Raw genomic sequence first — 21,255 nt, forward strand, 5'->3', positions numbered from 1 at the left:
GCTACTGTCGGCGGCGTGGTCGATCTGCTCGTGATCGGTGGCCTGGGGGTGGACATCCGCGCCCGGGTGCCCGCGCTTCCGCTGCCCGCCGCCGACTCGCTGAGCGTACCCCCGGTCGAGCTACGGATCGGCAACACCGGTGCCGGCGTGGCGCTCGCCGCGCACGCGCTCGGCCTGCGGGTGGCGTTGGTCGACGTGCTGGGCGCCGATCCGGCCGGGGAGGTGGTCCGGGCCGCGCTGGCCCGCACCTCGATACGGGTCGTGCTGGCCGACGCCCCGGCCGGCACCCGCCGCTCGGTGAACCTGGTCGACCCGGCCGGCCGCCGGATGTCGCTCTACGACCCGCGCCCCTGGTCCGGCCCGGCACCGTTCGCGGCGGCGGAGCTGGCCGCGCTGGTACGGGACGCGGCGCACGTACACGTGTCGATCATGGATTGGGCCCGGGACGCGCTGCCGGCGCTGCGCGCGGGCCTCGGCGCTGGTGCAGCCCTCTCCACCGACCTGCACGACTGGGACGGCGAGAACGACTATCACCGGCCCTTCGCCGAGGCGGCCGACCTGGTCTTCGTCAGCGACGTCCGGCTCGGCGACCGGGCCGGGCAGGTGGCTGCCGGGCTGGTGCCGCGGACGGTGCTGGTGACCGGCGGCGCGGCGGGCGCGACGCTGCACGGGGTGGACGATGCGCCGACCCGGGTGCCCGCGGCGACCCCGCCCGCCCCCGTGGTGGACACCAACGGCGCGGGCGACGCCTTCGCGGCCGGCCTGATCGCCGCCCGACTGCGCGGCGCATCCCCGCTCGACGCGGCCCGGTACGCGGCCCGGGTGGCCGCCGCCGCGTGCACCCACGACGGGATGGAGTATCCGCCCGGCCTGCTGCCGCGAGGCTGACGCCGGCCAGAGCACCTCTTGATCAACTTTCCGTGTGCGGCATGTTGTGGTCACGCGAGACCACTCGTCGCCGCACCCGGAATTGATCATTTCGAGTACAGCCCGGTCTGCGCCGGGGCAGGATGGGCGCATGGCTTCCACCGTGCAGATCCTCCTGGTGGGCGGCGTGGCCGACGGCGAGACGGTCACCGTCGAACTGGACAGCAACGGCCGGCCGCCGCTGACCCATCACCACCTCGGCGCCGAAGGGCTGGCCGAGGCTCAGATCTACGAGCTGGAGTCGGCCGACCACGGAGGCCAGCCCTGGATCTACACCTGGCGCGGCCCGGCGGCCTGAGCCCGATCTCGGGGCAACTGGGTGCTGGCTGGTCGCGCCCATCAATCCCGAGCTCCCGCACGACGAGCTGTCACATTTGCCCACTATTTTCAGCCGGCCTCAGTGGGGGACCCGCACCTCGGTGGCCCGGGTGAGGGCCCGCGAGCGGATGCTGTCCAGCACGCCCCGGGTGACCTGTGAGGTGGCTCGGGCCTGGTCGCAGGCCTTGGCCACCAGTCGGGCGGTTTGCTCGGCCCGCGACTCCCGCTCGTCCCAAAGTCGGTCCACCTCGGCCAGCAGCGGGCCCTCCACCTCGCGTTCCACGCCGCGCAGCGCCGGCACCCCGAGCCGCTGGGCCAGGTCGAAGACCTTGCCGGCGTACGGCAGGGGCAGGAACGGCGTACCGACCATAGCGGCGAAGATCAGGAAGTGCAGGCGCATACCGACCGCCAGGTCGAAGTGGCGCATCAGGCCAAGAATCTGCCCGGGTGTGTAGTCGCCGTGCAGGATCCGGCCTCGCTCGGCGGTGGTCATGTGCGACATCACCCCGTGCGCGTGCCGGATGTCGTCGCGTTCCATCGGGACGAAGAGCACGTGCGCGTCGATCCGGTGCACCAGGAAATCGCCGATCTGGGCGAGCAGTCGGTGGTAGCCGTCGATGTCGAGACGCTCCGCGGCGCGTCCCGGCTCGCGCACGCTCAGCCCGACCAGCCGTTTGCCCGCCGGGACGCCCTCCTCGCGCAGCCAGCATTCCGGGAAGTCGTCCGGTTCGAGCAGGAACGCCGGGTCGGCGGTGACGGTGACCGGGTTCAGCAGACCGGCTTCCTCCAGCACCATCCGGGACTCCTGGTCGCGTACGGTCACCTCGGTCGCCCCGGCCAGGGTTTCCCGTACCATCCCGGTGTCCACGGTGTCGCTGAGCGGGCCGACGCCGACCGCGTAGGTGAGCAGCGGCAGCCCCCGTTCCTGGGCGACCCGGACCACCCGCAGGTAACGGCGTGCCTCACGGTTGTAGAGGATGCCGCCGCCGCCCAGGATGAGCAGGTCGAGTTCGGCCAGGATCAAGGACGAGTCGGCCCGGCTGACCCCCTCCCAGGGCACCGCTTCCACGTCCGGATGGGCCTGCGCGGTGTGGTCCGGGTTCCGGGAAAATACGATGATCCGGGCGTTCGGCTCCAGGCGCCTCAGATCGGACAGGAGGCCGGTGAGGATCGCCTCGTCGCCGAGGTTCCGGCCGCCGTACGAGCCGAGCACGCCGATGGTCAGTCCGGCGTCATCCGTCATCCGCTGCCCCTCCCCAGACGCGTTCCGGGCCGGTTTCCCACTGTGCGGGTGGACATACCCGCGCCGACCAGACGGGAGACCAGGGGGCGGAATCAGCTCAGCTGAGCGATCGCCTCAGGCGGGCGGGCGGAGTTCGTGGGTGAGGAACGGCAGGGCGACGGCCGGCAGCGCCGGTGACCCGACGATGTCGTAGTGGGTCAGGCCGGGCAGCACGGCCAGCCGGGACACCGGGCGGTCGGTGCCGTCCCGGCCGGCGTCCCGGTGCCCGCCACCGAGCAGCCCGAAGAACTCCGCCATGTGACTGACCGGGATGGAGTCGGCGTCGGCATACACCAGCAGCGCCGGCAGGGCGAGGGCGGCCACCTCGGCGGACCAGTCGTACTCGCGGCGCAGCAGCTCTCCGGTCTTGGCCCAGAGCGTCGGCCAGTCCTGCGGGCGGGGCGCCACCCGTTCGTACAGCTCGTGGGGCGGGGTGCCCCGCATCTGCTCGGCCACCCGCTCGTCCTGGGCCGCCATCGCGGCCAACACTTCCGGGTACCAGCCCCGCCGCCGGCACGGGGTGGAGACCAGCACCAGGCGGCGGACCCGGTCGGGATGCTGGATCGCGGTACGCAGGGCCACCCCGCCGCCGAGCGAGTAGCCCAACAGGTCAACCTCCGGCAGGTCGAGGTGGCGCAGCAGCGCGTCGATGTCGTCGGCCATCGACTCGTACCGCAGGGGGCGGTCGACGTCGGCGGTGCGGCCGTGGCCCTGCAGGTCGACCGCGATCACCTGTCGGCGGGCGGTGAGGGCAGGTCGGATCGGGGCGAACATCTCCACCGCGCCGTAGCCGCCGTGCAGCAGCACCAACGGCCGGCCGGCCCCGTGCACCTCGTACCAGAGGCGCAGCCCGTTGACGTCCGCGTAGCTCATGTCCGTTACAACGAGGGCGGCCGGCCGGCGCGGCGCAGGCCCTCATCAGGTAGTGCCCGTGCGGCCGGTCCGGCTCGCGGGTGAGCCGGCCGGCGATCATGCGGTCGGCCTCGCCGGGGAAGTTTGCCGCCCAGTGCGGGCAGCGCCCACCGGCGGCGGCGACGGCGGCCTCCTCGGCGGGCCACAGGCGCAGCACAAGACGGTCGGTGGTCAGGTCGGTAAAGGACAACGCGATTCTCCAAGGTCGTGGAGCGACCCGGGTCGCGGTGATTACCCAGTCAGGAGACGCGACCCGGAAGAGGGCATGGCAGGAGAAGCTCATGGCAGTCCATGGCCTCATCTCCCCTGCGCCTCACGACGGTCGCGTGGTCCGCGCGGCGGCACTCTAACCCATGATCCGGATACGCCGCGCCCCCGCTGCCTCGGGCCAGGGGGCAGCGGGGGCGCGACGAGGATCCGGTCAGCTGACGCCGGTGACGGCCTTGACCAGGTTGATGCCGAAGTAGACCACGAACGCGCCGGAGACAGCCCACATCAGCGGGTGGATCGTCCGGGCCTTGCCCTGCGCCACCCGGATGGCCACCCAGCTGACGAAGCCGGCGCCGATACCGTTGGTGATCGAGTAGGTGAACGGCATGAGGGTCATGGTCAGGAACGCCGGGACCGCGATGCCCACGTCGGTCAGGTCGATGTCCTTGACCTGGCGGATCATCATCGCGCCGACGATGACGAGGGCCGGGCCGGCGGCCTCGCTCGGCACCAGCGACACCAGCGGGGTGAGCAGCAGCGCGCCGAGGAAGAGCAGACCGGTCACCACGCTGGTCAGGCCGGTACGCCCACCGTCCGCGATGCCGGAGGAAGACTCGACGTACGTGGTGGCCGAGGAGGCGTTGCCCGCGCCACCGGCGACCGCGGCGACACCGTCGACGAAGAGCACCTTGCCCAGCCGGGGCATGTCGGTGCCGTCCGAGTTGGTCAGGCCGGCCTGCTTGGCCAGGCCGACGGTGGTGCCCATCACGTCGAAGAAGTCCGCGAGGACCAGGGTGAAGACCAGCAGCAGCGCGGTCATCACGCCGACGTGGGCGAACGAGCTGAACGACACGTTGCCGAGCAGGTGCAGGTCGGGCGCCTTGACCAGCGGGTCCGGCAGGGTGGGGACGTTGAGCCGCCACCCGCCCGGGTTGGGCGTGCCGTCGGCGAGGACGGCCCCGCCCGGCTTGGCGAAGGCGTTGACGATCGCCGCGAGGACGGTGGTGACCACGATGCCGATCAGGATGCCGGCCTTCACCTTGCGGGCGACCAGGATGCCGGTGAGCAGCAGGCCGACCACGAAGATGACCGTGGGCCAGCCGCGCAGCGTGCCGTCAGCGCCGAGCTGCACCGGCACGCCCTCGCCGGCTCGGACCAGACCACCGTCGACGAGGCCGATCATGGCGATGAACAGGCCGATACCGGCGGCGATGGCCGCTTTCAGCGAGGCCGGGATAGCCCGGAAGACGGCCTTCCGGAAGCCGGTCAGCACCAGCACGGTGATGATCAGGCCCTCGATGACGACCAGGCCCATCGCCTCGGCCCAGGTCATCTGGGAGGCGACGGCGTACGCGACGAAGGCGTTCAAACCCAGGCCGGTCGCCACAGCGAACGGCACCCGGCCGACGACCCCCATCATGATCGTCATGACCGCCGCGACGAGGCAGGTGACCCCGGCGACCGGCCCCATGCCGAGCAGGTTGTTGTTCTTGTCGGGCGCGGTGCCGATGATCAGCGGGTTGAGCACGACGATGTACGACATCGCCGCGAAGGTGGTGATCCCGGCGAGCACCTCGCGCTTGACTGTCGAACCGCGGCGGGTGATCTCGAAGAAGCGGTCGAGGCGGCCGTGCTCGGCGGTTTCCGACGACTTGACCGGGGCAGCAGGATCCTGCGTAGACACGCTCATGGCGTGGCCTTACTCCGTTCCGGGTTGGGCCCGCCGGACACGCCGGTCGAGCAGGGGGGGGTGCAGCCGTCCCGATGCGGTTGGCCCGGAGAACGTCGGAACGGCTGGGCTCCACGGATCCCCGTGAAGCGCTACGAAGCCGCACCCTGATCGGATGGCGACTTCGCGTACCAGCTTAACCGCCGGGTAACGGCAGCTGACCTGCGCCTACCCTTACCTCCGCAGGGAGGGTGGGCAAGGTCACGTCATAATCGGCGGCAGCGGTCAGCTGGGGCAGGCGCCGGCGAAGAGCGAGACGACCACCCGCACCGGCTGGGCACCGTCGGCCGTGACATCCAGCGGTACGCACCGGCGCCCCTTGACGAAGAAGCCGCCGACGAACCAGGTGTCGCCGTCCGGGCAGGCGGTGAACCGCACCCCGTCCACCGGCCGGTATCCCCACGCCTGGCCGTACCTGAGGCCGGCCTGGCCACGCGCCTCCCGGCCGATCATGACCGTCGCGGTGGTGCCGGCCCGGATGCCCACCCCGACCTTGTAGTGGCCGCCGTCGGCATCCTGGTAGCCGAAGGAGGCGGGATCTCCGGTCGCCATCGCCTTGAGTCCTCGCCAGATCACCGGACCGGCGACGACGTCATCGGGGCCGGGCGGGGTCGGCGTCGGCTCGGTCATGTGCGCCTCGCCGGGCCCGCAGCTGACCGGCCGGGGAACCTCGTCCGCCTCAGGGCCGGCTGCGGAGATCGTGACCTCGGTCTGCGCGCTGACGGTGGCGGTGGAGCTGGCCGCGGTCGTGGCCGGACGGCCGGCGCGGCCCTCGGACGTGCAGCCGGTGACCACCAGAAGCGCGGTGACGCCCGCGAGGGCCCCGCGCACCGTGTTCCGCATCGCCGACCTCCCGCCTACACCCTAGGGAGCCCGTCAACTCGATGCCGGGGCCGGGCCGGCGAGGACGCGGGCCTTTCGGAATGAATGAGCGACCCGAAGGATTCGCTTCCGCCGGTCGGTCCGGACTCGCCGTGGAACCCGCTGCTCTGGTTGTTCGAGATCGGCCGGGTGGTGGCGATGTTCGTCTACCCGGTCGCGTTCGTGGTCCTGCTGCTCGGGGCGGTTGCCGTTCTCCGCACCCGGCACATCGGCGACCGGAAGCATTCGGCTGGCTCGTCATCGGCACCGGGGTGTGGCTCGCGCTGACGGCGCTCGCCCTGACGCCGTACGGCGCCCAACTGCACGTCTGGCTGGTCGACTGAAGCCGTGCTGGTGGAATGTGGTGGGCGCGGCAGGTTTCGAACCTGCGACCCCTCGCTTGTAAGGCGAGTGCTCTCCCACTGAGCTACGCGCCCGGAACGCCCGTACGGCGGGCCGGAGGTCCGGCAAGCTTACCTGCCGGCCTCCGGCCCAACGCAACGGCGTGCCTGGGGTGGGATCAGGCGGCGGCTGCCTCGGCCAGAGCCTTGCGCCACGCCTCCTGGTCGCGGGGCTCACCGGGCAGGTTCATCTCGGCGAACCGGACCACGCCGGCCTTGTCGATCACGAAGGTGCCCCGGTTGGCGATACCCGCGACGTCGTTGAAGACGCCGTACGCCTGGGCCACCGCGCCGTGCGGCCAGAAGTCGGCCAGCATCGGGAACTGGTAGCCCTCCCGGTCGGCCCAGATCTTGTGGGCGTACACCGAGTCGACGCTGACGGTCAGCACCTGGACGTCATCGTTGACGTACGTGTCGAGGTTGTCCCGCACCTCGCACAGCTCGCCCTGGCAGATGCCGGTGAAGGCGAGTGGGTAGAACACCAGCAGCACGGCCTGCCGGCCGCGGAAGTCGGAGAGCCGGACCTCCTGGTTGTTCTGGTCCTTGAGCACGAAGTCCGGCGCCTCGGTGCCAACCTCGATGGGCATGCGTACTCCTTGGATCGGGTCTGAAAATGATCAGCGTGCCACACCCGGCGACGAGCGCCGCCGGGTGGCGTCCGGCGAGCTACTTCCTGGATTTCGACCCGCGCCGGAGCACGAGGCGGGCGCCGCTCCAGTCCCGGCCCGCGTTGATCGTGGAGGTCTGCTGGAGGCCTGCGGTCTGCGCGCTCTCCGCGACCTCGCTCGGCTCGACGTGACCGTCCCGGCCGGCCTTGGGCGTCAACAGCCAGACCACCCCGTTGTCGGCCAGCGGCCCGAGGGCGTCGACGAGGAGCTCGAAGAGGTCACCGTCGCCGTCGCGGTACCAGACGAGAACGGCGTCGACGACTTCGTCGGTGTCCTCGTCCACCAGTTCCCCACAGCGGTCGGTCAGGGCGTCGCGGAGATCCTGGTCGACGTCATCGTCGTACCCCATCTCCATGACGACCATCCCCGGCTCGATCCCGAACCGGTCCACCAGGCTGCGTACCCCGTCGGCGGCCTGACCAGCGGTCGCGCTCACTGTCGCGTGCCTCCTCATCTCAATCCCTACTCGCGACGTCGTTCGACGCCGTTCCGCCAAGTCCACACAGTTGTGCCTCCCTGCGCAAGTGGCGCACCGGGTGGAACGGAATTTACCGTGCCAGCAGCGTACGGGCACCCTGGGTGATGGCTTCCTCCGATACCAGGACCTGCCGCGCCGCCGGGCCTAATGGTACAAAAGAGTCAAGCCCGGCCACTCTGTGCGCCGCACCCACATATCCGCCGTCCACCAGCGCGGCGATCACCCCCTCGCCCACCCCGCCCGACCGGCGGGTCTCGTCCACGACCAGCACCCGCCCGGTGGCCGAGGCCTCCCGGACGATGTCGGCGACCGGCAGCGGGGCGAGCCAGCGCAGGTCCACCACCCGGCTGCCGATGCCCTCGTCGGCGAGGGTGGCCGCGGCCCGCAGCGACATCCGCACCCCGTTGCCGAAGGTGATGATCGTGACGTCCTCGGCCGAGCCCACCCCGTACACCCGGGCCCGGCCGATCGGCACGTGGCGCGCGGCCCAGGCGCCCGGCTCGGCGTACTCGCCCAGCCACCCGTCGTCGCCGTCGGCGTAGAGGTCACGGGTGTGGTAGAGCGCGATCGGCTCCAGGAAGACGCAGACGCTCCCGTCCACCACCGCGGCGGCCAGGCAGGCCCGGAGCATCGGCGCGGCGTCGTCCGGCCGCGCCGGCACCGCGATCACCAACCCCGGCACGTCCCGGAGTACGGCCACCGAGTTGTCGTTGTGGAAGTGCCCGCCGAACCCCTCCTGGTAGGCCAGCCCGGCTACCCGGACGACCATCGGGTTGCGGAACGCCCCTCGGGAGAAGAACCGCATGGTCGCGGCCTCGCCCCGGAGCTGGTCCTCGGCGTTGTGCAGGTACGCGAGGTACTGGATCTCGGGCACCGGCAGCATCCCGGCGACGCCGGCGCCCAGCCCGAGCCCGAGGATCGAGGTCTCGTCGAGCAGCGTGTCGAAGACCCGGGCTGCCCCGAACCGGTCCCGCAGCCCCTTGGTCACCCCGTACACCCCGCCCTTGGCGGCGACGTCCTCGCCGAACACGACCGTCCCCGGGTGGTCCAGCATCCCGTCGGCGAGCGCCGCGTTGATGCTCTGCGCCAGGGTCAGTGGCCCGGCCAGTTCGGGCGGCTTGCCGCCGAACGCCTCGGCCCGGGCGGCCGCGTTCGGCCCGGCCGCGCGGGCCGCCGCCTCGGCCACCGCTTGGGAGATCCGGACCGGCCGGCGCGGGGCCAGCTCCGCCAGCACCTCGGCCGGGGACGCCAGCTTCGGCTCGTCGAGCACCTCCTCGGCGATCCGGCGGACCTGCCAGCCACGCTCGTCGTACCGGGCCAGCAGTTCCTCACCGGTGGCGTAACCGGCCGCCACCAGCAGCCGCGCCGTGGCCAGCAGCGGGTCACGCGCGGCGTCCGCGTCGAGCTCGGCCGGGCTCCGGTACGCGGTCTCCGCGTCGGCCCCGGCGTGCCCCATCAGCCGTACGGTGCTCAGGTGCAGCACGGCCGGCCGCCGATGCCGGCGCACCCAGGTCGCCGCCTGGTCCGCCACCCGGTACGCCTCGACCGGATCGGTGCCGTCGGCGGCGAAGTACCGGATTCCCGGCCTGGCCCGCAGCGTCGCCTCGACCCAGCCCTTCGGCGAGCGGACGCTGATCCCGAGCCCGTTGTCCTCGCAGACGAACAGGACCGGGATACGCAGGCCGGTGTGGTCGTACCAGCCGGCGGTGTTGAACGCGGCCGTGGCGGTGGCGTGGTTGACCGAGGCGTCCCCGAACGAGCAGACCACGATCGCGTCCGGCGGCCACGGCGAGCCGGCGCCGGCGTCCCCGCCGGTCTCGGGCACCGCCCCGCCGGTCTCGGGCACCGCCCCGCCGGCCTCGGGCACCGCCCCGCCGGGCCGCCGGCCACCGCCGACGCGGCGCAGCCGTTCCAGGGCGAGCCCCATGCCGACCGCCCGGGGCAGGTGGGACGCGATGGTGGAGGTGGTCGGGATGACCGCGAGATCGGCGCGGCCGAACACCTTGTGCCGCCCACCGGCGATCGGCTCCCGCGCCGAGGCGACCATGCCACGCAGCACGTCCCGCGCCGCCTGCGCGTACCCGTCACCGGGATCCGGCGTGGGCGGGGTCGTGGCCACCGGCACGTCCGGAGCCGGGAAATCGCCTGCCGCCTGCGCGGCGCGGACGCAGTAGAAGGCGCCGGAGCGGTAGTGCAGCAGGGCTGGGTCGGTCGGCTGCAGCGCGGCGGCCACCGCGGCGTTGCCCTCGTGGCCCGCCGAGCCGATCGTGTAGTAGCCCTCCCCGAAGCCGCGCAGCCACCGGCCGGCGAGGTCCAGCAGCCGGCTGGTCACCTGGGCGTCGAAGATGGCCAACGCCTGCGCTCCGGTCAACGGCCCACCGTCGGACAGCGGTTCACCCAGGTCACGGCGCCGGGCGGGGTTGCCGAGCGCGCCCAGCGCCGCCCGGAACCGATCGTCGAGATCCTGCGGGGTCACATCGGACAGCATTACCGACGCGGGCCCATGTCGCCCACTCGAACACGTTCCGCCTCGGTGCCGGGAAGGTCAGGCCGGCAGGAAGGAGAAGCGGACGTTGCGGGTGGGGTTGTCGCCGTTGGTGTCGACCAGGCAGAGAGACTGCCAGGTGCCCAACGCCAGCCGCCCGTCGAGCACCGGCAGGGTCGCGTACGGGGGAACGAACGCGGGCAGCACGTGGTCCCGGCCGTGCCCGGGCGAGCCGTGCCGGTGTCGCCAGCGGTCGTCGGTGGGGAGCAGGTCGTCGAGCGCGCGCAGCAGGTCGGTGTCGGAGCCGGAGCCGGTCTCGATGATCGCCAGCCCGGCGGTGGCGTGCGGCACGAAGACGTGCAACAGGCCGTCGCCCTGTCCGGCGACGAAGCGCTCGGCCTCGGCGGTGATGTCCCGGACGGTCGGCCGGGACCCGGTCTGAATGGTGATCACATCGGTGCGCACACCCGCATTCTGGCCCGGCCGGCGCCCCACTGTCGGCTTCGGGCCGGATCACGCGATGTTACTGGCGGGTACCTGTGTTCAGCGTCGCGTCTGAGGGAGGGAGGCGTGACGGAACGCGTCACGAGAGGGCAGGATGGGCGCAAGAGACCTATCCCACACAGAACTGAGGGAACGCCAGTGGCTACGGAACGCAAGCGCCCGGTGATCACCGCTGGTCTGCCGAGCCAGCTTCCGGACATCGACCCCGAAGAGACCAGCGAATGGGTCGAGTCGCTCGACGGTGTCATCGACGAGCGCGGGACGAAGCGCGCCCGCTACGTCATGCTGCGCCTGCTGGAGCGGGCCCGCGAGCGCCAGGTCGGGGTGCCGTCGCTGACCACCACCGACTACATCAACACCATCGCTCCGGAGCGCGAGCCGTGGTTCCCGGGTGACGAGCACATCGAGCGGCGGATCCGGGCGTACATCCGGTGGAACGCCGCCATGCTGGTGCACCGGGCGCAGCGCCCCGAGATCGGCGTGGGTGGCCACATCTCCACCTTCGCCAGCTCCGCGTCCCTCTACGAGGTGGGCTTCAACCACTTCTTCCGGGGCAAGAACCACCCGGGCGGCGGCGACCAGATCTTCTACCAGGGCCACGCCTCCCCCGGCATGTACGCGCGGGCGTTCATGGAGGGCCGGCTCAGCGCCGACCAGCTCGACGGCTTCCGGCAGGAGCTGTCGCACCCGGGCGGCGGGCTTCCTTCCTACCCGCACCCACGGCTGATGTCGGACTTCTGGGAGTTCCCCACCGTGTCGATGGGCCTCGGCCCGATCAACGCGATCTACCAGGCCCGGTTCAACCGTTACCTGCACCACCGGGGCATCAAGGACACCTCCCAGCAGCACGTCTGGGCCTTCCTCGGTGACGGCGAGATGGACGAGGTCGAGTCGCTCGGCGCGATCGGCGTGGCCGCCCGCGAGGAGCTGGACAACCTCACCTTCGTGATCAACTGCAACCTGCAGCGGCTGGACGGCCCGGTCCGGGGCAACGGCAAGATCATGCAGGAGCTGGAGGCGTTCTTCCGGGGCGCCGGCTGGAACGTCATCAAGGTCGTCTGGGGTCGGGAGTGGGATCCGCTGCTCGCGGCGGACACCGACGGCGCGCTGGTCAACCTGATGAACACCACGCCCGACGGCGACTACCAGACCTACAAGGCGGAGTCCGGGGCGTACGTCCGGGAGCACTTCTTCGGCCGCGACCCGCGCACCCGCAAGATGGTCGAGCACCTCAGCGACGACGAGATCTGGAACCTCAAGCGGGGTGGCCACGACTACCGCAAGCTCTACGCGGCCTACAAGGCGGCGATGGAGCACACCGGTCAGCCGACGGTGATCCTGGCCAAGACCATCAAGGGCTGGACGCTGGGCTCGCACTTCGAGGCCCGCAACGCCACCCACCAGATGAAGAAGCTGACGCTGGAGGATTTGAAGCTCTTCCGCGACCGGCTCTACCTGGACATCCCGGACAAGCAGCTGGAGGAGAACCCCTACCTCCCGCCGTACTTCCACCCCGGTGAGAAGTCCGAGGAGATTGAATACCTGCACGAGCGGCGCAAGCAGCTCGGCGGCTACCTGCCGACCCGGCGGGCCACCGGCAAGACCCTGCAGATCCCGGGCAGCGAGCGTTTCTCCGACGTCAAGCGCGGCTCGGGCAAGCAGAAGGTGGCCACCACCATGGCCTTCGTCCGCCTCCTCAAGGACCTGATGAAGGACAAGGAGTTCGGCAAGCGGTGGGTGCCGATCATCCCGGACGAGGCTCGCACCTTCGGCATGGACTCGCTCTTCCCGACGGCGAAGATCTACTCGCCGCACGGCCAGCGCTACACCTCTGTGGACCGGGAGCTGTTCCTGTCCTACAAGGAGGCCACCGGCGGCCAGATCCTGCACGAGGGGATCAACGAGGCCGGCTCGGTAGCCTCGTTCACCGCGGCCGGCTCGTCGTACGCGACGCACGACGAGCCGATGATCCCGATGTACATCTTCTACTCGATGTTCGGGTTCCAGCGGACCGCCGACGGGCTGTGGGCCGCGGCCGACCAGATGGCGCGGGGCTTCCTGCTCGGCGCGACCGCCGGTCGGACCACCCTCAACGGTGAGGGCCTCCAGCACGAGGACGGCCACTCGCTGCTGATCGCCGCCACCAACCCGGCGGTGGTCGCGTACGACCCGGCGTTCGCGTACGAGATCGCGCACATCATGGAGAACGGCCTGCACCGGATGTACGGCGAGGCGCAGGAGAACATCTTCTACTACCTCACCATCTACAACGAGCCGATCTTCCAGCCGGCCGAGCCGCAGGGCGTGGACGTCGAGGGCATCCTCAAGGGCATCTACCGCTACTCCCCCGCCCCGCAGGTCGACGGGAACGCGCCGAAGGCGAACCTTCTCGCCTCCGGCACCGGCATGCAGTGGGCGCTCAAGGCGCAGCAGTTGCTCGCCGAGGATTGGGGGGTGGCCGCCGATGTCTGGTCGGTGACCTCCTGGACCGAGCTGCGCCGGGACGCGGTGGAGTGCGAGGAGCACAACCTGCTCAACCCGGGTGCCGAGCCGCGGGTGCCGTACATCCAGCGGAAGCTGGCCGACGCCGACGGGCCGAAGGTCGCGGTCAGCGACTGGATGCGGGCGGTGCCGGACCTGATCGCCCGCTGGGTACCCGGCGACTACACCTCGCTCGGCACCGACGGCTTCGGCATGTCGGACACCCGGCACGCGCTGCGTCGGCACTTCCACGTGGACGCCGAGTCGGTGACGGTCGCCGCGCTGCGCCAACTCGCGCTCCGCGGCGCGGTCCCGGCCCACGTCCCCACCGAGGCCGCCAAGAAGTACGCCCTGGAGGACGTCAACGCCGCCCCGGTCGGCGAGACCGGCGGCGACAGCTGACCCACCCGTGACGAAGGCCCGGCGCACCCGCGCCGGGCCTTCGCCGTACCCCGCCCCCACACCTCTGCAGCGTCGATCATGGAGTTGTGGTGGTTAACAAAAGGCGCAAAAGCATCAACCGGGGCGCCACAAGTCCATGATCGACGCCGCAGAGGGGTGGGGGTGGGGGTGGGATGGGCCGGCGTTCCTGGGTGGGACGGCGGGCCATCGCCATCGCGGGCAGCGCCCGGGGACCGGCTCGGGTCAGCCGACGGCGGCCAGGTCGGTCAGCCGGGCCAGCGAGTCCTCCAGGTCGGCGCCGACCCGACGCAGGCCGAGCCGGAGCAGGGCTGCCTTGACCGGCCCGGCGGGCCACCGTACGACGATGAGCCGCACGATCGTCCCGCCTTCCTCCTCGTCCGCCGTCAGCTGTACGTAGATCTCGGTGCGCGCCTCGGCCCGGGCACCGGCGCCCTTGGCCCGCTCACGCCACCCGATCAGGGTCGGCTCCTGGTAGGCAATCACCTCGGCCTCGTGCGCCGCGCCGCGCCCGGCCTGGACCAGTTGTCGCCGGCCGAACCCCTCTCCCGAGAGGACCTCGGCCGCACGGACCCCCGCCAGCCAGGCCGGCAACTGCTCGGCCCGCTGCACCACGTCCCAGACCGCTTCCACCGGCGCCATCACGTGCGCACTGCGTTCCACGAGGATCATCTCTGCTTTTCTCCCACTAAGGACATCCGCGATATTCCGTACTGTATGCGCTAAATCGGACTTAACCGGACGGGTTCGGAAAAGACACGCCGAAAACCCTTGCGCCGCCCTCCCCACCGGGCCTATGGCGCATCGACGGCCAGCCCCCTAAAGTCGCGAACACGCTTCGCGTCCCTGGGAGGGCGAATGACGACCCCGCCGATGCCCGAGTTCCCCGCCGACTTCCGCTGGGGGGTGGCCACCTCCGCGTACCAGATCGAGGGAGCGGCTACCGCCGACGGGCGAGGTCCGTCCATCTGGGACACCTTCGCCCACACGCCGGGCCGGATCGCCGACGGCAGCACCGGCGACGAGGCGTGCGACCACTACCACCGGTACGCCGAGGACGTCGCGCTGCTGGCCGGGCTCGGGGTGTCCGCGTACCGTTTCTCGATCGCCTGGCCCCGGGTCCAGCCCGCCGGGGCCGGCCCGGCCAACCCGGCCGGGCTGGACTTCTATGACCGGCTGGTGGACACGCTGCTCGACGCCGCCGTCGACCCGGTCGCCACGCTCTTCCACTGGGACCTGCCGCAGGCCCTCGAGGACGCCGGTGGCTGGCTGCACCGGGACACCGCCGCCCGCTTCGCCGAGTACGCCGATCTGGTCGCCGCCCGCCTCGACGACCGGGTGAAGCTCTGGATCACGCTCAACGAGCCGTTCATCCACATGAGTCTCGGCCACGGCATGGGTGTGCACGCCCCCGGCCGGATGCTGCTCTTCGACGCCTTCCCGGTGGCCCACCACCAACTCCTCGGGCACGGCCTCGCCGTCGCCGCGCTGCGCGCCCGCGGCACCACCCCGGTGGCCATCGCGAACAACTACTCGCCGGTGCGGGTCAGCGGGGAGACCGAGGCCGACCGGGCCGCCGGGGCGGCGTACGACGCGCTGCACAACCGGCTCTTCACCGACCCGCTGCTCGGCCTCGGCTACCCCGAGGAACTCGACCTTGACGCGGCCCTGGTCCGCGACGGGGACCTCGACGTGATCGCCGCCCCGTTGGACGTGCTCGGGGTCAACTATTACAACCCGACCGGCATCCGGGCCGCCGAGGAGGATTCGCCGCTGCCGTTCGAGATCGTGCCGCTGGCCGGCTACCCGCGGACCGCCTTCGACTGGCCGGTGGCCCCGGACGGGCTGCGCGACCTGCTGCTGGGGCTCCGCGACGCGTACGGCGAGGCGCTGCCGCCGATCCAGATCACCGAGAGCGGCTGCGCCTACCACGACGGGCCGGACGGGCAGGGCCGGGTGGACGACCCGGAGCGGATCGCGTACCTGGACGGGCACATCCGGGCGGTCCGCGAGGCGATGGACGCCGGGGTCGCGGTCACCGGGTACTTCGTCTGGTCCCTGCTAGACAACTGGGAGTGGGCCGAGGGCTTCACCAAGCGGTTCGGCCTGGTGCACGTCGACTACCCGACCCAGCGGCGTACCCCGAAGTCGTCGTACGCCTGGTTCCGCGACCGGGTCATCCGGCGATGACCACCGTCGGCCCGACGCCGGCCGCGCTGCCGGCGGCGCTCGCCGAACCGACCGTGCCGGTCCGGCGGAACTGGATCGCGCTGATCTTCGCGGCCAACCTGGGCGTCTGGATGGCCTTCTTCACCCCGATCCAGGTGCTGCTGCCCCAGCAGGTGGCGCAGATCGCGCCCGGCCACAAGGAGACGATGCTCGCCGTCGTCACCGGCCTCGGGGCGCTCGCCGCGGTGCTGGCCAACCCGCTGGCCGGGGCGCTGTCCGACCGGACGGTGCTCCGGCTGGGGCACCGGCACCTCGGCCGGCGGCACGTGTGGACCGCCTCCGGCGCGGTGCTCGGCGCGCTCGCCCTGGTGCTGCTGGCCCGGCAGCACAGCATCGCGGGGGTGGCGCTCGGCTGGGTCGCCGCGCAGGTGTGCTTCAACGCGATGCTGGCCAGCCTCACCGCAGCCATCCCGGACCGGGTTCCGGTCGCCCAGCGCGGCGGCGTCTCCGGCTGGGTGGGCATCCCGCAGGCGCTCGGTTTGGTGATGGGGGCGGTGCTGGTCACCGCCGTGGTCACCGGCAACACCGCCGGGTACGCGGCCGTCGCCGCCGCGGTGCTGCTGCTGTCGCTGCCGTTCGCGCTGCTCACCGCGGACGACCCGCTGCCCCGGGAGCACCGGCCGGCGCTGCGGCTACGGGGGCTGCTCGCCGCACTGTGGATCAGCCCGCGCCGGCACCCCGACTTCGCCTGGGCCTGGTTCACCCGGTTCCTGGTCCAGACCGGCAACGCGCTCGGCACGCTCTACCTGCTGTACTTTCTCACCGACGGGGTGCGGGTGGCCGATCCCGAGGGCGCGCTGCTGGTGCTGATCCTGCTCTACACGCTGGGCATGCTGCTGACCGCCGTGGCGGCCGGTCGACTGTCGGACCGGTCCGGCCGGCGCAAGGTCTTCGTGATCGCCTCCGGGCTGATCATGGCGGTGGCGGCGCTGCTGCTCGCGGTGGCGCCGACCTGGCCGATGGCGGTCACCGCGGCACTGCTGCTCGGCGCCGGCTACGGGGTCTACCTGGCGGTGGACGCGGCGCTGATCACGCAGGTGCTGCCGGCCGCCACCAACCGGGCCAAGGACCTCGGGGTGATCAACATCGCGAACTCCGCGCCGCAGGTGCTCGGCCCGGCGCTCTCCGCCCCGATCGTGGTCCACCTCGGCGGCTACCCCACCCTGTACGCGGCCACCGCGGCGGTCACCCTGCTCGGCAGCGCCCTGGTGTTGAAGATCAGATCGGTCCCCTGACCGCCCCCTGCCTCAAATCGGCTGGCCCCCGGCCGTAGGCTGGGGGACGTGACGGTACGTGTACGCTTCGCCCCTTCCCCGACCGGTATGTTCCACGTCGGCGGCGCGCGCTCCGCGCTGCAGAACTGGATTTACGCCAAGCAGCAGGGCGGGGTGTTCGTGCTCCGCATCGAGGACACCGACGCGGCCCGCAACAAGCCGGAGTGGACCGAGGGCATCCTGTCGGCGCTCGACTGGATCGGCATCGCGCGGGGCAGCTACGAGGGCCCGTACTTCCAGTCGTCGTACGCCGGCGAGCACCGCGCCGCCGCGCAGCGCCTTCACGAGGGCGGCCGGGCGTACTACTGCGACTGCACCCGGGAGGACGTGCAGGCGCGTACCGGCTCCCAGTACGCCGGCTACGACGGCTTCTGCCGCGACCGTGGCCTCGAGCCCGGCGCGGGCCGGGCGCTGCGCTTCCGTACCCCGGACGAGGGCGAGACCGTGGTGGTCGACCTGATCCGTGGCGAGCCGACCTTCGAGAACAGGCTGATCGAGGATTTCGTCATCGCCCGGGGCGACGGCTCGCCGGTCTTCCTGCTCGCCAACGTGGTCGACGACATGACCATGGGGATCACCCACGTGATCCGGGCCGAGGAGCACCTGCCCAACACTCCGAAGCAGCAGCTGCTCTGGGACGCGCTCGGGGTTAAGCCGCCGGTCTGGGCGCACGTACCCGTGGTGGTGAACGAGAAGCGGCAGAAGCTGTCCAAGCGGCGGGACAAGGTCGCCCTGGAGGCGTACCGGGACGAGGGCTACCTCGCCGCCGCGATGCGCAACTACCTGATGCTGCTCGGCTGGGCGCCCTCCGGCGACCGGGAGATCGTGCCCTGGTCGGTGATCGAGGATGAGTTCCGGTTGGCGGAGGTGAACCCCTCTCCCGCCTTCTTCGACGAGAAGAAGCTGCGCGCGTTCAACGGCGAGTACATCCGGGCGCTGCCCGTCGAGGACTTCATCACCGAGTGCCAGCCGTGGCTGACCGGCACCGGCACCATCGCCCCGCCGCCGTGGCGGCCGGAGGAGTTCGACGTCGCCGCCTTCGCCGCGGTGGCGCCGCTGGCGCAGACCCGGATCGCGGTGCTCAGCGAGATCGTGCCGAACGTCGACTTCCTCTTCCTGGCCGACCCGCTGATCGACGAGGCAGCCTGGGCGAAGGCCATGAAGGAGGGTGCGGCCGAGCTGCTGGACGCGGCCGTCGCCGCGTTCGAGGGGCTGGCGTCCTGGGACGCCGAGTCGCTGAAGTCCACGCTGGAGGCCGTCGGCGCCGAGCGCGGCCTGAAGCTGGGCAAGGCGCAGGCACCGGTCCGGGTCGCGGTCACCGGTCGCACCGTCGGCCTGCCGCTCTTCGAGTCCCTTGAGGTGCTCGGCCGCGAGCGCACCCTGGCCCGGCTGCGTGCCGCCCGCGTACGCCTGGTCTGACATGGCTTGTTCCCGGTGGGTCGCGCTCCGGGAGAGCATGCCCCCCATCGACCCCTCCGTCCAGGTACGATCCGGCCGCTGATCATCGACGCCGGCTGCTTGCCGGTGCCAGATCGCAAATAGTTCCAATTACTCTCTCCGCAGCTGCAACCGAGCGACGTTCCACGGAGTCTTTTCTGAGATGGGTCTGCAGCGGGAGCCAGCCATCGAACGGGGCGAGGAGGCGGCGATGATCCGGAGGGTGAGACGGCTGCTGGCAGCCGTGGCCGGGACGGTGCTCGCGACCGCCACGTTGGCCCTGGCGGGCCCGACCGCGGCCCACGCGGCGGCGGTCGGCGCCGAGCGTCCAGCGGCCGGAGTGGACATCACCGGCGACCATCTGGACCAGCCCCTGCGGCTGCGCGCCGACCTGCACGCCACCGAGGTGAGCGCGGTCCTCGATCAGGTCAGCTGGCTGGGGCGGACCGGCCAGCAGCACGGGCCGCAGGCCGCGGACCTCGGCCCGAAGTACACGGTCGTGGTGCTGGCCGGGGACGTGCCGACGAAGACCTACGACCTCTACCCGCTCGCCAAGGGTGGACCCCGGATCTACCGGCCGGCCAAGCAGCCCGACCGGAGCAAGACCCTGGCCGGCTGGTTCTTCGGCCGGCTGAACATGTCCGAGACGCTGCGCACCGCCGGGGTGCCGTTGCAGCGGCAGTTCGACACGCTCAGCGGTGGCATCGGCGGCGGCGAACGGGTCATCCCGGACGACGCGCTGGACCCGGGGCAGGACCTCGACGCGGCGATGAGTGAGCTCCAGCGGCTGCTGCTGCTCAACGCCGGAGTGATGGTGGTCATCACCGCCGGGCTCGCCGGCATCGCGCTGCTGGTCCGTCGCCGTACCCGCTGAGGTCGGCCGCCGGCCACCCACCGATCGGTGGGGTCAGCACCAGCGGCGTGGCGGCCGCTCCTGCCGACCCGTGCGGCTGCGGGGGCGGACCGGGCCGTGCCGGTGCGCGCCGGCCCAGCCGGGCAGCTCGCTGCAGCAGCCCGGCCCGGGCGCCGGCTCGGGCATGGCCGGCAGCATCGGCTCGGCGGCCCGCTGCCTCGGCACGGGCGGGTCGTGGTGGCCCGGCCGGCAGGGCTCACCCTGGGCGCAGCCGTGGTCGGCCTCCCCCTGCGCCATCCCGGTCTCCTCAGTCTCGCCATCGCCCATCGGGCGGTCGCCCGGTGTGCCATGACACCGTACTGGCCGGCCCTGACGAGATCTTCAGCGCGGGCGGCCTTCAGGTCGACACCGGTGGGCCGGGCACCGACCCTCGGTGTCGAGGCGCTGGTCAGGGCATGTCAGGCTGAAGCGGTGAGCGAACCGGGCGGGACCGAACTGCCGGCCACGCTGCGCCGGATCGAACGCGCGGCGGGCGCACTGGCCACCGCCAGCGTGGCCCGCATGGACGAGGCCCTGCCCTGGTTCCGGGGGCTGCCGGCCGACCAGCGGTCGTGGGTCATGCTGGTCGCCCAGGCGGGTGTCCGGTCGCTGGTGCAGTGGTTGCGGCAGGGCGGCGGCGCGACCGACAGCACCCAGGAGGTGTCGGACGAGGTCTTCGCCGCCGCGCCGCAGGCGCTGGCCCGCTCGATCAGCCTGCAGCAGACCGTGGCGCTGATCAAGGTGACCATCGAGGTGGTCGAGGAACAGGTGGCGCACCTGGCCGCCGAGGGCGAGGAGCAGCCGCTGCGGGAGGCGGTGCTGCGCTTCTCCCGGGAGATCGCCTTCGCCGCCGCCCGGGTGTACGCCCGCGCCGCCGAATCGCGCGGCTCGTGGGACGCCCGGCTCCAGGCGTTGCTGGTGGACGCGCTGCTGCGCGGCGACTCGCCGGACGTGCTGGCCAGCCGGGCGGCGGCACTGGGCTGGACGGACGCGCCGCCGGTGGCGGTGGCGGTGGGCCGCTCGCCCGGCGGCGAGGTGGCCGCTGTGCTGCACACCGTCTACCGGCAGGCCCGCCGGATCGGGGTCGAGGTGATCGGCGGCGTGCACGGCGACCGGCTGGTCATCGTGCTCGGCGGGGCGGCCGACCCGCTGGCGGCCACCGAGAAGCTGCTGACCGCGTTCGGGGAGGGTCCGGTGGTGGTCGGCCCGGCCGTACCGAGTCTGGACGAGGCGACGGACTCGGCGCGGGGCGCGCTGGCCGGGTTCCGCGCGGCGCCGGCCTGGCCGACCGCACCCCGCCCGGTGCCCGCCGCCGACCTGCTGCCGGAGCGGGCCCTGGCCGGCGACGCCGAGGCCCGCCGCCGACTGCGCCACGACATGTACGCGGCACTGGCCCGCGCCGGCGGCGAACTGCTGGAGACGTTGGACGCCTTCTTCGCCGCCGGCGGAACGCTGGAGAGCGCCGCCCGAACGCTCTACGTGCACCCGAACACCGTGCGTTACCGGCTCAAGCGGGTCGCCGAGGTGACCGGCTTCTCGCCGCTGGTGCCGCGGGACGCGTTCGCGCTGCAGGTGGCGTTGACCGTGGGCCGGCTCGACCCGATCGTCCCCGGCGTCGCACCCGTCCCGAGCCAGACATTGGGTTCAGGGGTCAGGAAAACATCACAGACAGGTGATGATCGTCGCCGATTTTTGTAGGTTTCCTCCAAAGCTTCTAGTACGGCTTGGTGCCGTGCGTTACAGCGCG

At 71.9% G+C, this 21,255-nt stretch carries 19 protein-coding genes and 1 tRNA gene; 9 read left to right on the top strand and 11 right to left on the bottom strand.

Annotated elements, in window-relative coordinates; all coding sequences use genetic code 11:
* Window positions 1-15 precede the first annotated feature (15 nt).
* Window positions 16-888: a carbohydrate kinase family protein gene (locus ABZ671_RS11420; protein WP_357855051.1), complete on the top strand. Its 873-nt coding sequence runs from the start codon at window positions 16-18 to the stop codon at window positions 886-888.
* Between the two features lie 130 nt (window positions 889-1,018).
* A complete protein-coding gene (locus tag ABZ671_RS11425; protein WP_357855054.1) occupies window positions 1,019-1,225 on the top strand; it encodes a hypothetical protein in 207 nt (68 codons plus the stop codon).
* A 99-nt stretch (window positions 1,226-1,324) separates the two neighbouring features.
* Here the strand turns inward: ABZ671_RS11425 and ABZ671_RS11430 are convergent, their stop codons facing one another.
* The 4 genes from ABZ671_RS11430 to ABZ671_RS11445 all read right to left on the bottom strand — a co-directional run bounded on the left by ABZ671_RS11430 (window position 1,325) and on the right by ABZ671_RS11445 (window position 6,221).
* Window positions 1,325-2,488 (bottom strand): polysaccharide pyruvyl transferase family protein, encoded by a 1,164-nt coding sequence (locus ABZ671_RS11430; RefSeq protein WP_357855057.1) that lies wholly within the window; start codon window positions 2,486-2,488, stop codon window positions 1,325-1,327.
* Window positions 2,489-2,602: 114 nt separating this feature from the next.
* Window positions 2,603-3,400, bottom strand: coding sequence for an alpha/beta fold hydrolase (locus tag ABZ671_RS11435; protein ID WP_357855060.1), 798 nt, complete (start codon window positions 3,398-3,400; stop codon window positions 2,603-2,605).
* Window positions 3,401-3,860: 460 nt separating this feature from the next.
* Entirely contained in the window at window positions 3,861-5,339 is a 1,479-nt protein-coding gene (locus ABZ671_RS11440) for an NCS2 family permease (RefSeq protein ID WP_357855064.1), read from the bottom strand.
* 264 nt (window positions 5,340-5,603) lie between these two features.
* Entirely contained in the window at window positions 5,604-6,221 is a 618-nt protein-coding gene (locus ABZ671_RS11445) for a hypothetical protein (protein ID WP_357855067.1), read from the bottom strand.
* An 84-nt stretch (window positions 6,222-6,305) separates the two neighbouring features.
* On the opposite strand from ABZ671_RS11445, the gene ABZ671_RS11450 reads away from it, so the two are divergent.
* On the top strand, window positions 6,306-6,527 hold the full coding sequence (locus ABZ671_RS11450) for a hypothetical protein (RefSeq protein ID WP_357855070.1): 222 nt from the start codon (window positions 6,306-6,308) through the stop codon (window positions 6,525-6,527).
* A 74-nt stretch (window positions 6,528-6,601) separates the two neighbouring features.
* On the opposite strand, the gene ABZ671_RS11455 is transcribed toward ABZ671_RS11450, so the two are convergent.
* The 5 genes from ABZ671_RS11455 to ABZ671_RS11475 all read right to left on the bottom strand — a co-directional run bounded on the left by ABZ671_RS11455 (window position 6,602) and on the right by ABZ671_RS11475 (window position 10,736).
* A tRNA-Val gene (locus tag ABZ671_RS11455) sits at window positions 6,602-6,676 on the bottom strand.
* Between the two features lie 83 nt (window positions 6,677-6,759).
* Window positions 6,760-7,227 (bottom strand): peroxiredoxin, encoded by a 468-nt coding sequence (locus tag ABZ671_RS11460; RefSeq protein WP_357855073.1) that lies wholly within the window; start codon window positions 7,225-7,227, stop codon window positions 6,760-6,762.
* A 79-nt stretch (window positions 7,228-7,306) separates the two neighbouring features.
* Window positions 7,307-7,744 (bottom strand): DUF3052 domain-containing protein, encoded by a 438-nt coding sequence (locus ABZ671_RS11465; RefSeq protein ID WP_357855076.1) that lies wholly within the window; start codon window positions 7,742-7,744, stop codon window positions 7,307-7,309.
* Between the two features lie 112 nt (window positions 7,745-7,856).
* The gene (locus tag ABZ671_RS11470) at window positions 7,857-10,274 is read right to left on the bottom strand and encodes a thiamine pyrophosphate-dependent enzyme (RefSeq protein WP_357855079.1); all 2,418 of its coding nucleotides are present in this window, start codon (window positions 10,272-10,274) and stop codon (window positions 7,857-7,859) included.
* A gap of 57 nt (window positions 10,275-10,331) precedes the next feature.
* Window positions 10,332-10,736 carry a YjbQ family protein gene (locus ABZ671_RS11475; protein WP_357855081.1) on the bottom strand — a complete coding sequence of 135 codons (405 nt, stop codon included), beginning with the start codon at window positions 10,734-10,736 and terminating at the stop codon, window positions 10,332-10,334.
* A 177-nt stretch (window positions 10,737-10,913) separates the two neighbouring features.
* Here ABZ671_RS11475 and aceE point away from each other — a divergent pair, with 177 nt between their 5' ends.
* Window positions 10,914-13,658 (top strand): pyruvate dehydrogenase (acetyl-transferring), homodimeric type, encoded by a 2,745-nt coding sequence (gene aceE / locus ABZ671_RS11480; protein WP_357855084.1) that lies wholly within the window; start codon window positions 10,914-10,916, stop codon window positions 13,656-13,658.
* Between the two features lie 243 nt (window positions 13,659-13,901).
* Here the strand turns inward: aceE and ABZ671_RS11485 are convergent, their stop codons facing one another.
* Window positions 13,902-14,348 carry an SRPBCC family protein gene (locus tag ABZ671_RS11485; RefSeq protein WP_250795157.1) on the bottom strand — a complete coding sequence of 149 codons (447 nt, stop codon included), beginning with the start codon at window positions 14,346-14,348 and terminating at the stop codon, window positions 13,902-13,904.
* A gap of 186 nt (window positions 14,349-14,534) precedes the next feature.
* Here ABZ671_RS11485 and ABZ671_RS11490 point away from each other — a divergent pair, with 186 nt between their 5' ends.
* From ABZ671_RS11490 to ABZ671_RS11505, 4 genes are all read left to right on the top strand, one after another.
* Window positions 14,535-15,866: a GH1 family beta-glucosidase gene (locus ABZ671_RS11490; protein ID WP_357855088.1), complete on the top strand. Its 1,332-nt coding sequence runs from the start codon at window positions 14,535-14,537 to the stop codon at window positions 15,864-15,866.
* The gene (locus tag ABZ671_RS11495; RefSeq protein WP_357855091.1) at window positions 15,863-17,140 is read left to right on the top strand and encodes an MFS transporter; all 1,278 of its coding nucleotides are present in this window, start codon (window positions 15,863-15,865) and stop codon (window positions 17,138-17,140) included. The genes ABZ671_RS11490 and ABZ671_RS11495 overlap by 4 nt, the downstream gene beginning before the upstream one ends.
* 48 nt (window positions 17,141-17,188) lie before the next feature.
* On the top strand, window positions 17,189-18,598 hold the full coding sequence (gltX, locus tag ABZ671_RS11500; RefSeq protein ID WP_357855094.1) for a glutamate--tRNA ligase: 1,410 nt from the start codon (window positions 17,189-17,191) through the stop codon (window positions 18,596-18,598).
* Between the two features lie 229 nt (window positions 18,599-18,827).
* Window positions 18,828-19,490 carry a hypothetical protein gene (locus tag ABZ671_RS11505; protein ID WP_357855315.1) on the top strand — a complete coding sequence of 221 codons (663 nt, stop codon included), beginning with the start codon at window positions 18,828-18,830 and terminating at the stop codon, window positions 19,488-19,490.
* A gap of 33 nt (window positions 19,491-19,523) precedes the next feature.
* Here ABZ671_RS11505 and ABZ671_RS11510 read toward each other — a convergent pair whose 3' ends face one another.
* Window positions 19,524-19,766, bottom strand: a complete 243-nt coding sequence (locus ABZ671_RS11510) for a hypothetical protein (protein WP_357855097.1) — start codon at window positions 19,764-19,766, stop codon at window positions 19,524-19,526.
* 114 nt (window positions 19,767-19,880) lie between these two features.
* Between ABZ671_RS11510 and ABZ671_RS11515 the strand changes: the two genes are divergently transcribed.
* A complete protein-coding gene (locus tag ABZ671_RS11515; RefSeq protein WP_357855099.1) occupies window positions 19,881-21,206 on the top strand; it encodes a helix-turn-helix domain-containing protein in 1,326 nt (441 codons plus the stop codon).
* The last annotated feature ends 49 nt before the right edge of the window (window positions 21,207-21,255 follow it).

Origin of the sequence: Micromonospora sp. NPDC006766 (genome assembly GCF_040636055.1) — a bacterium.
Taxonomy (GTDB): domain Bacteria; phylum Actinomycetota; class Actinomycetes; order Mycobacteriales; family Micromonosporaceae; genus Micromonospora.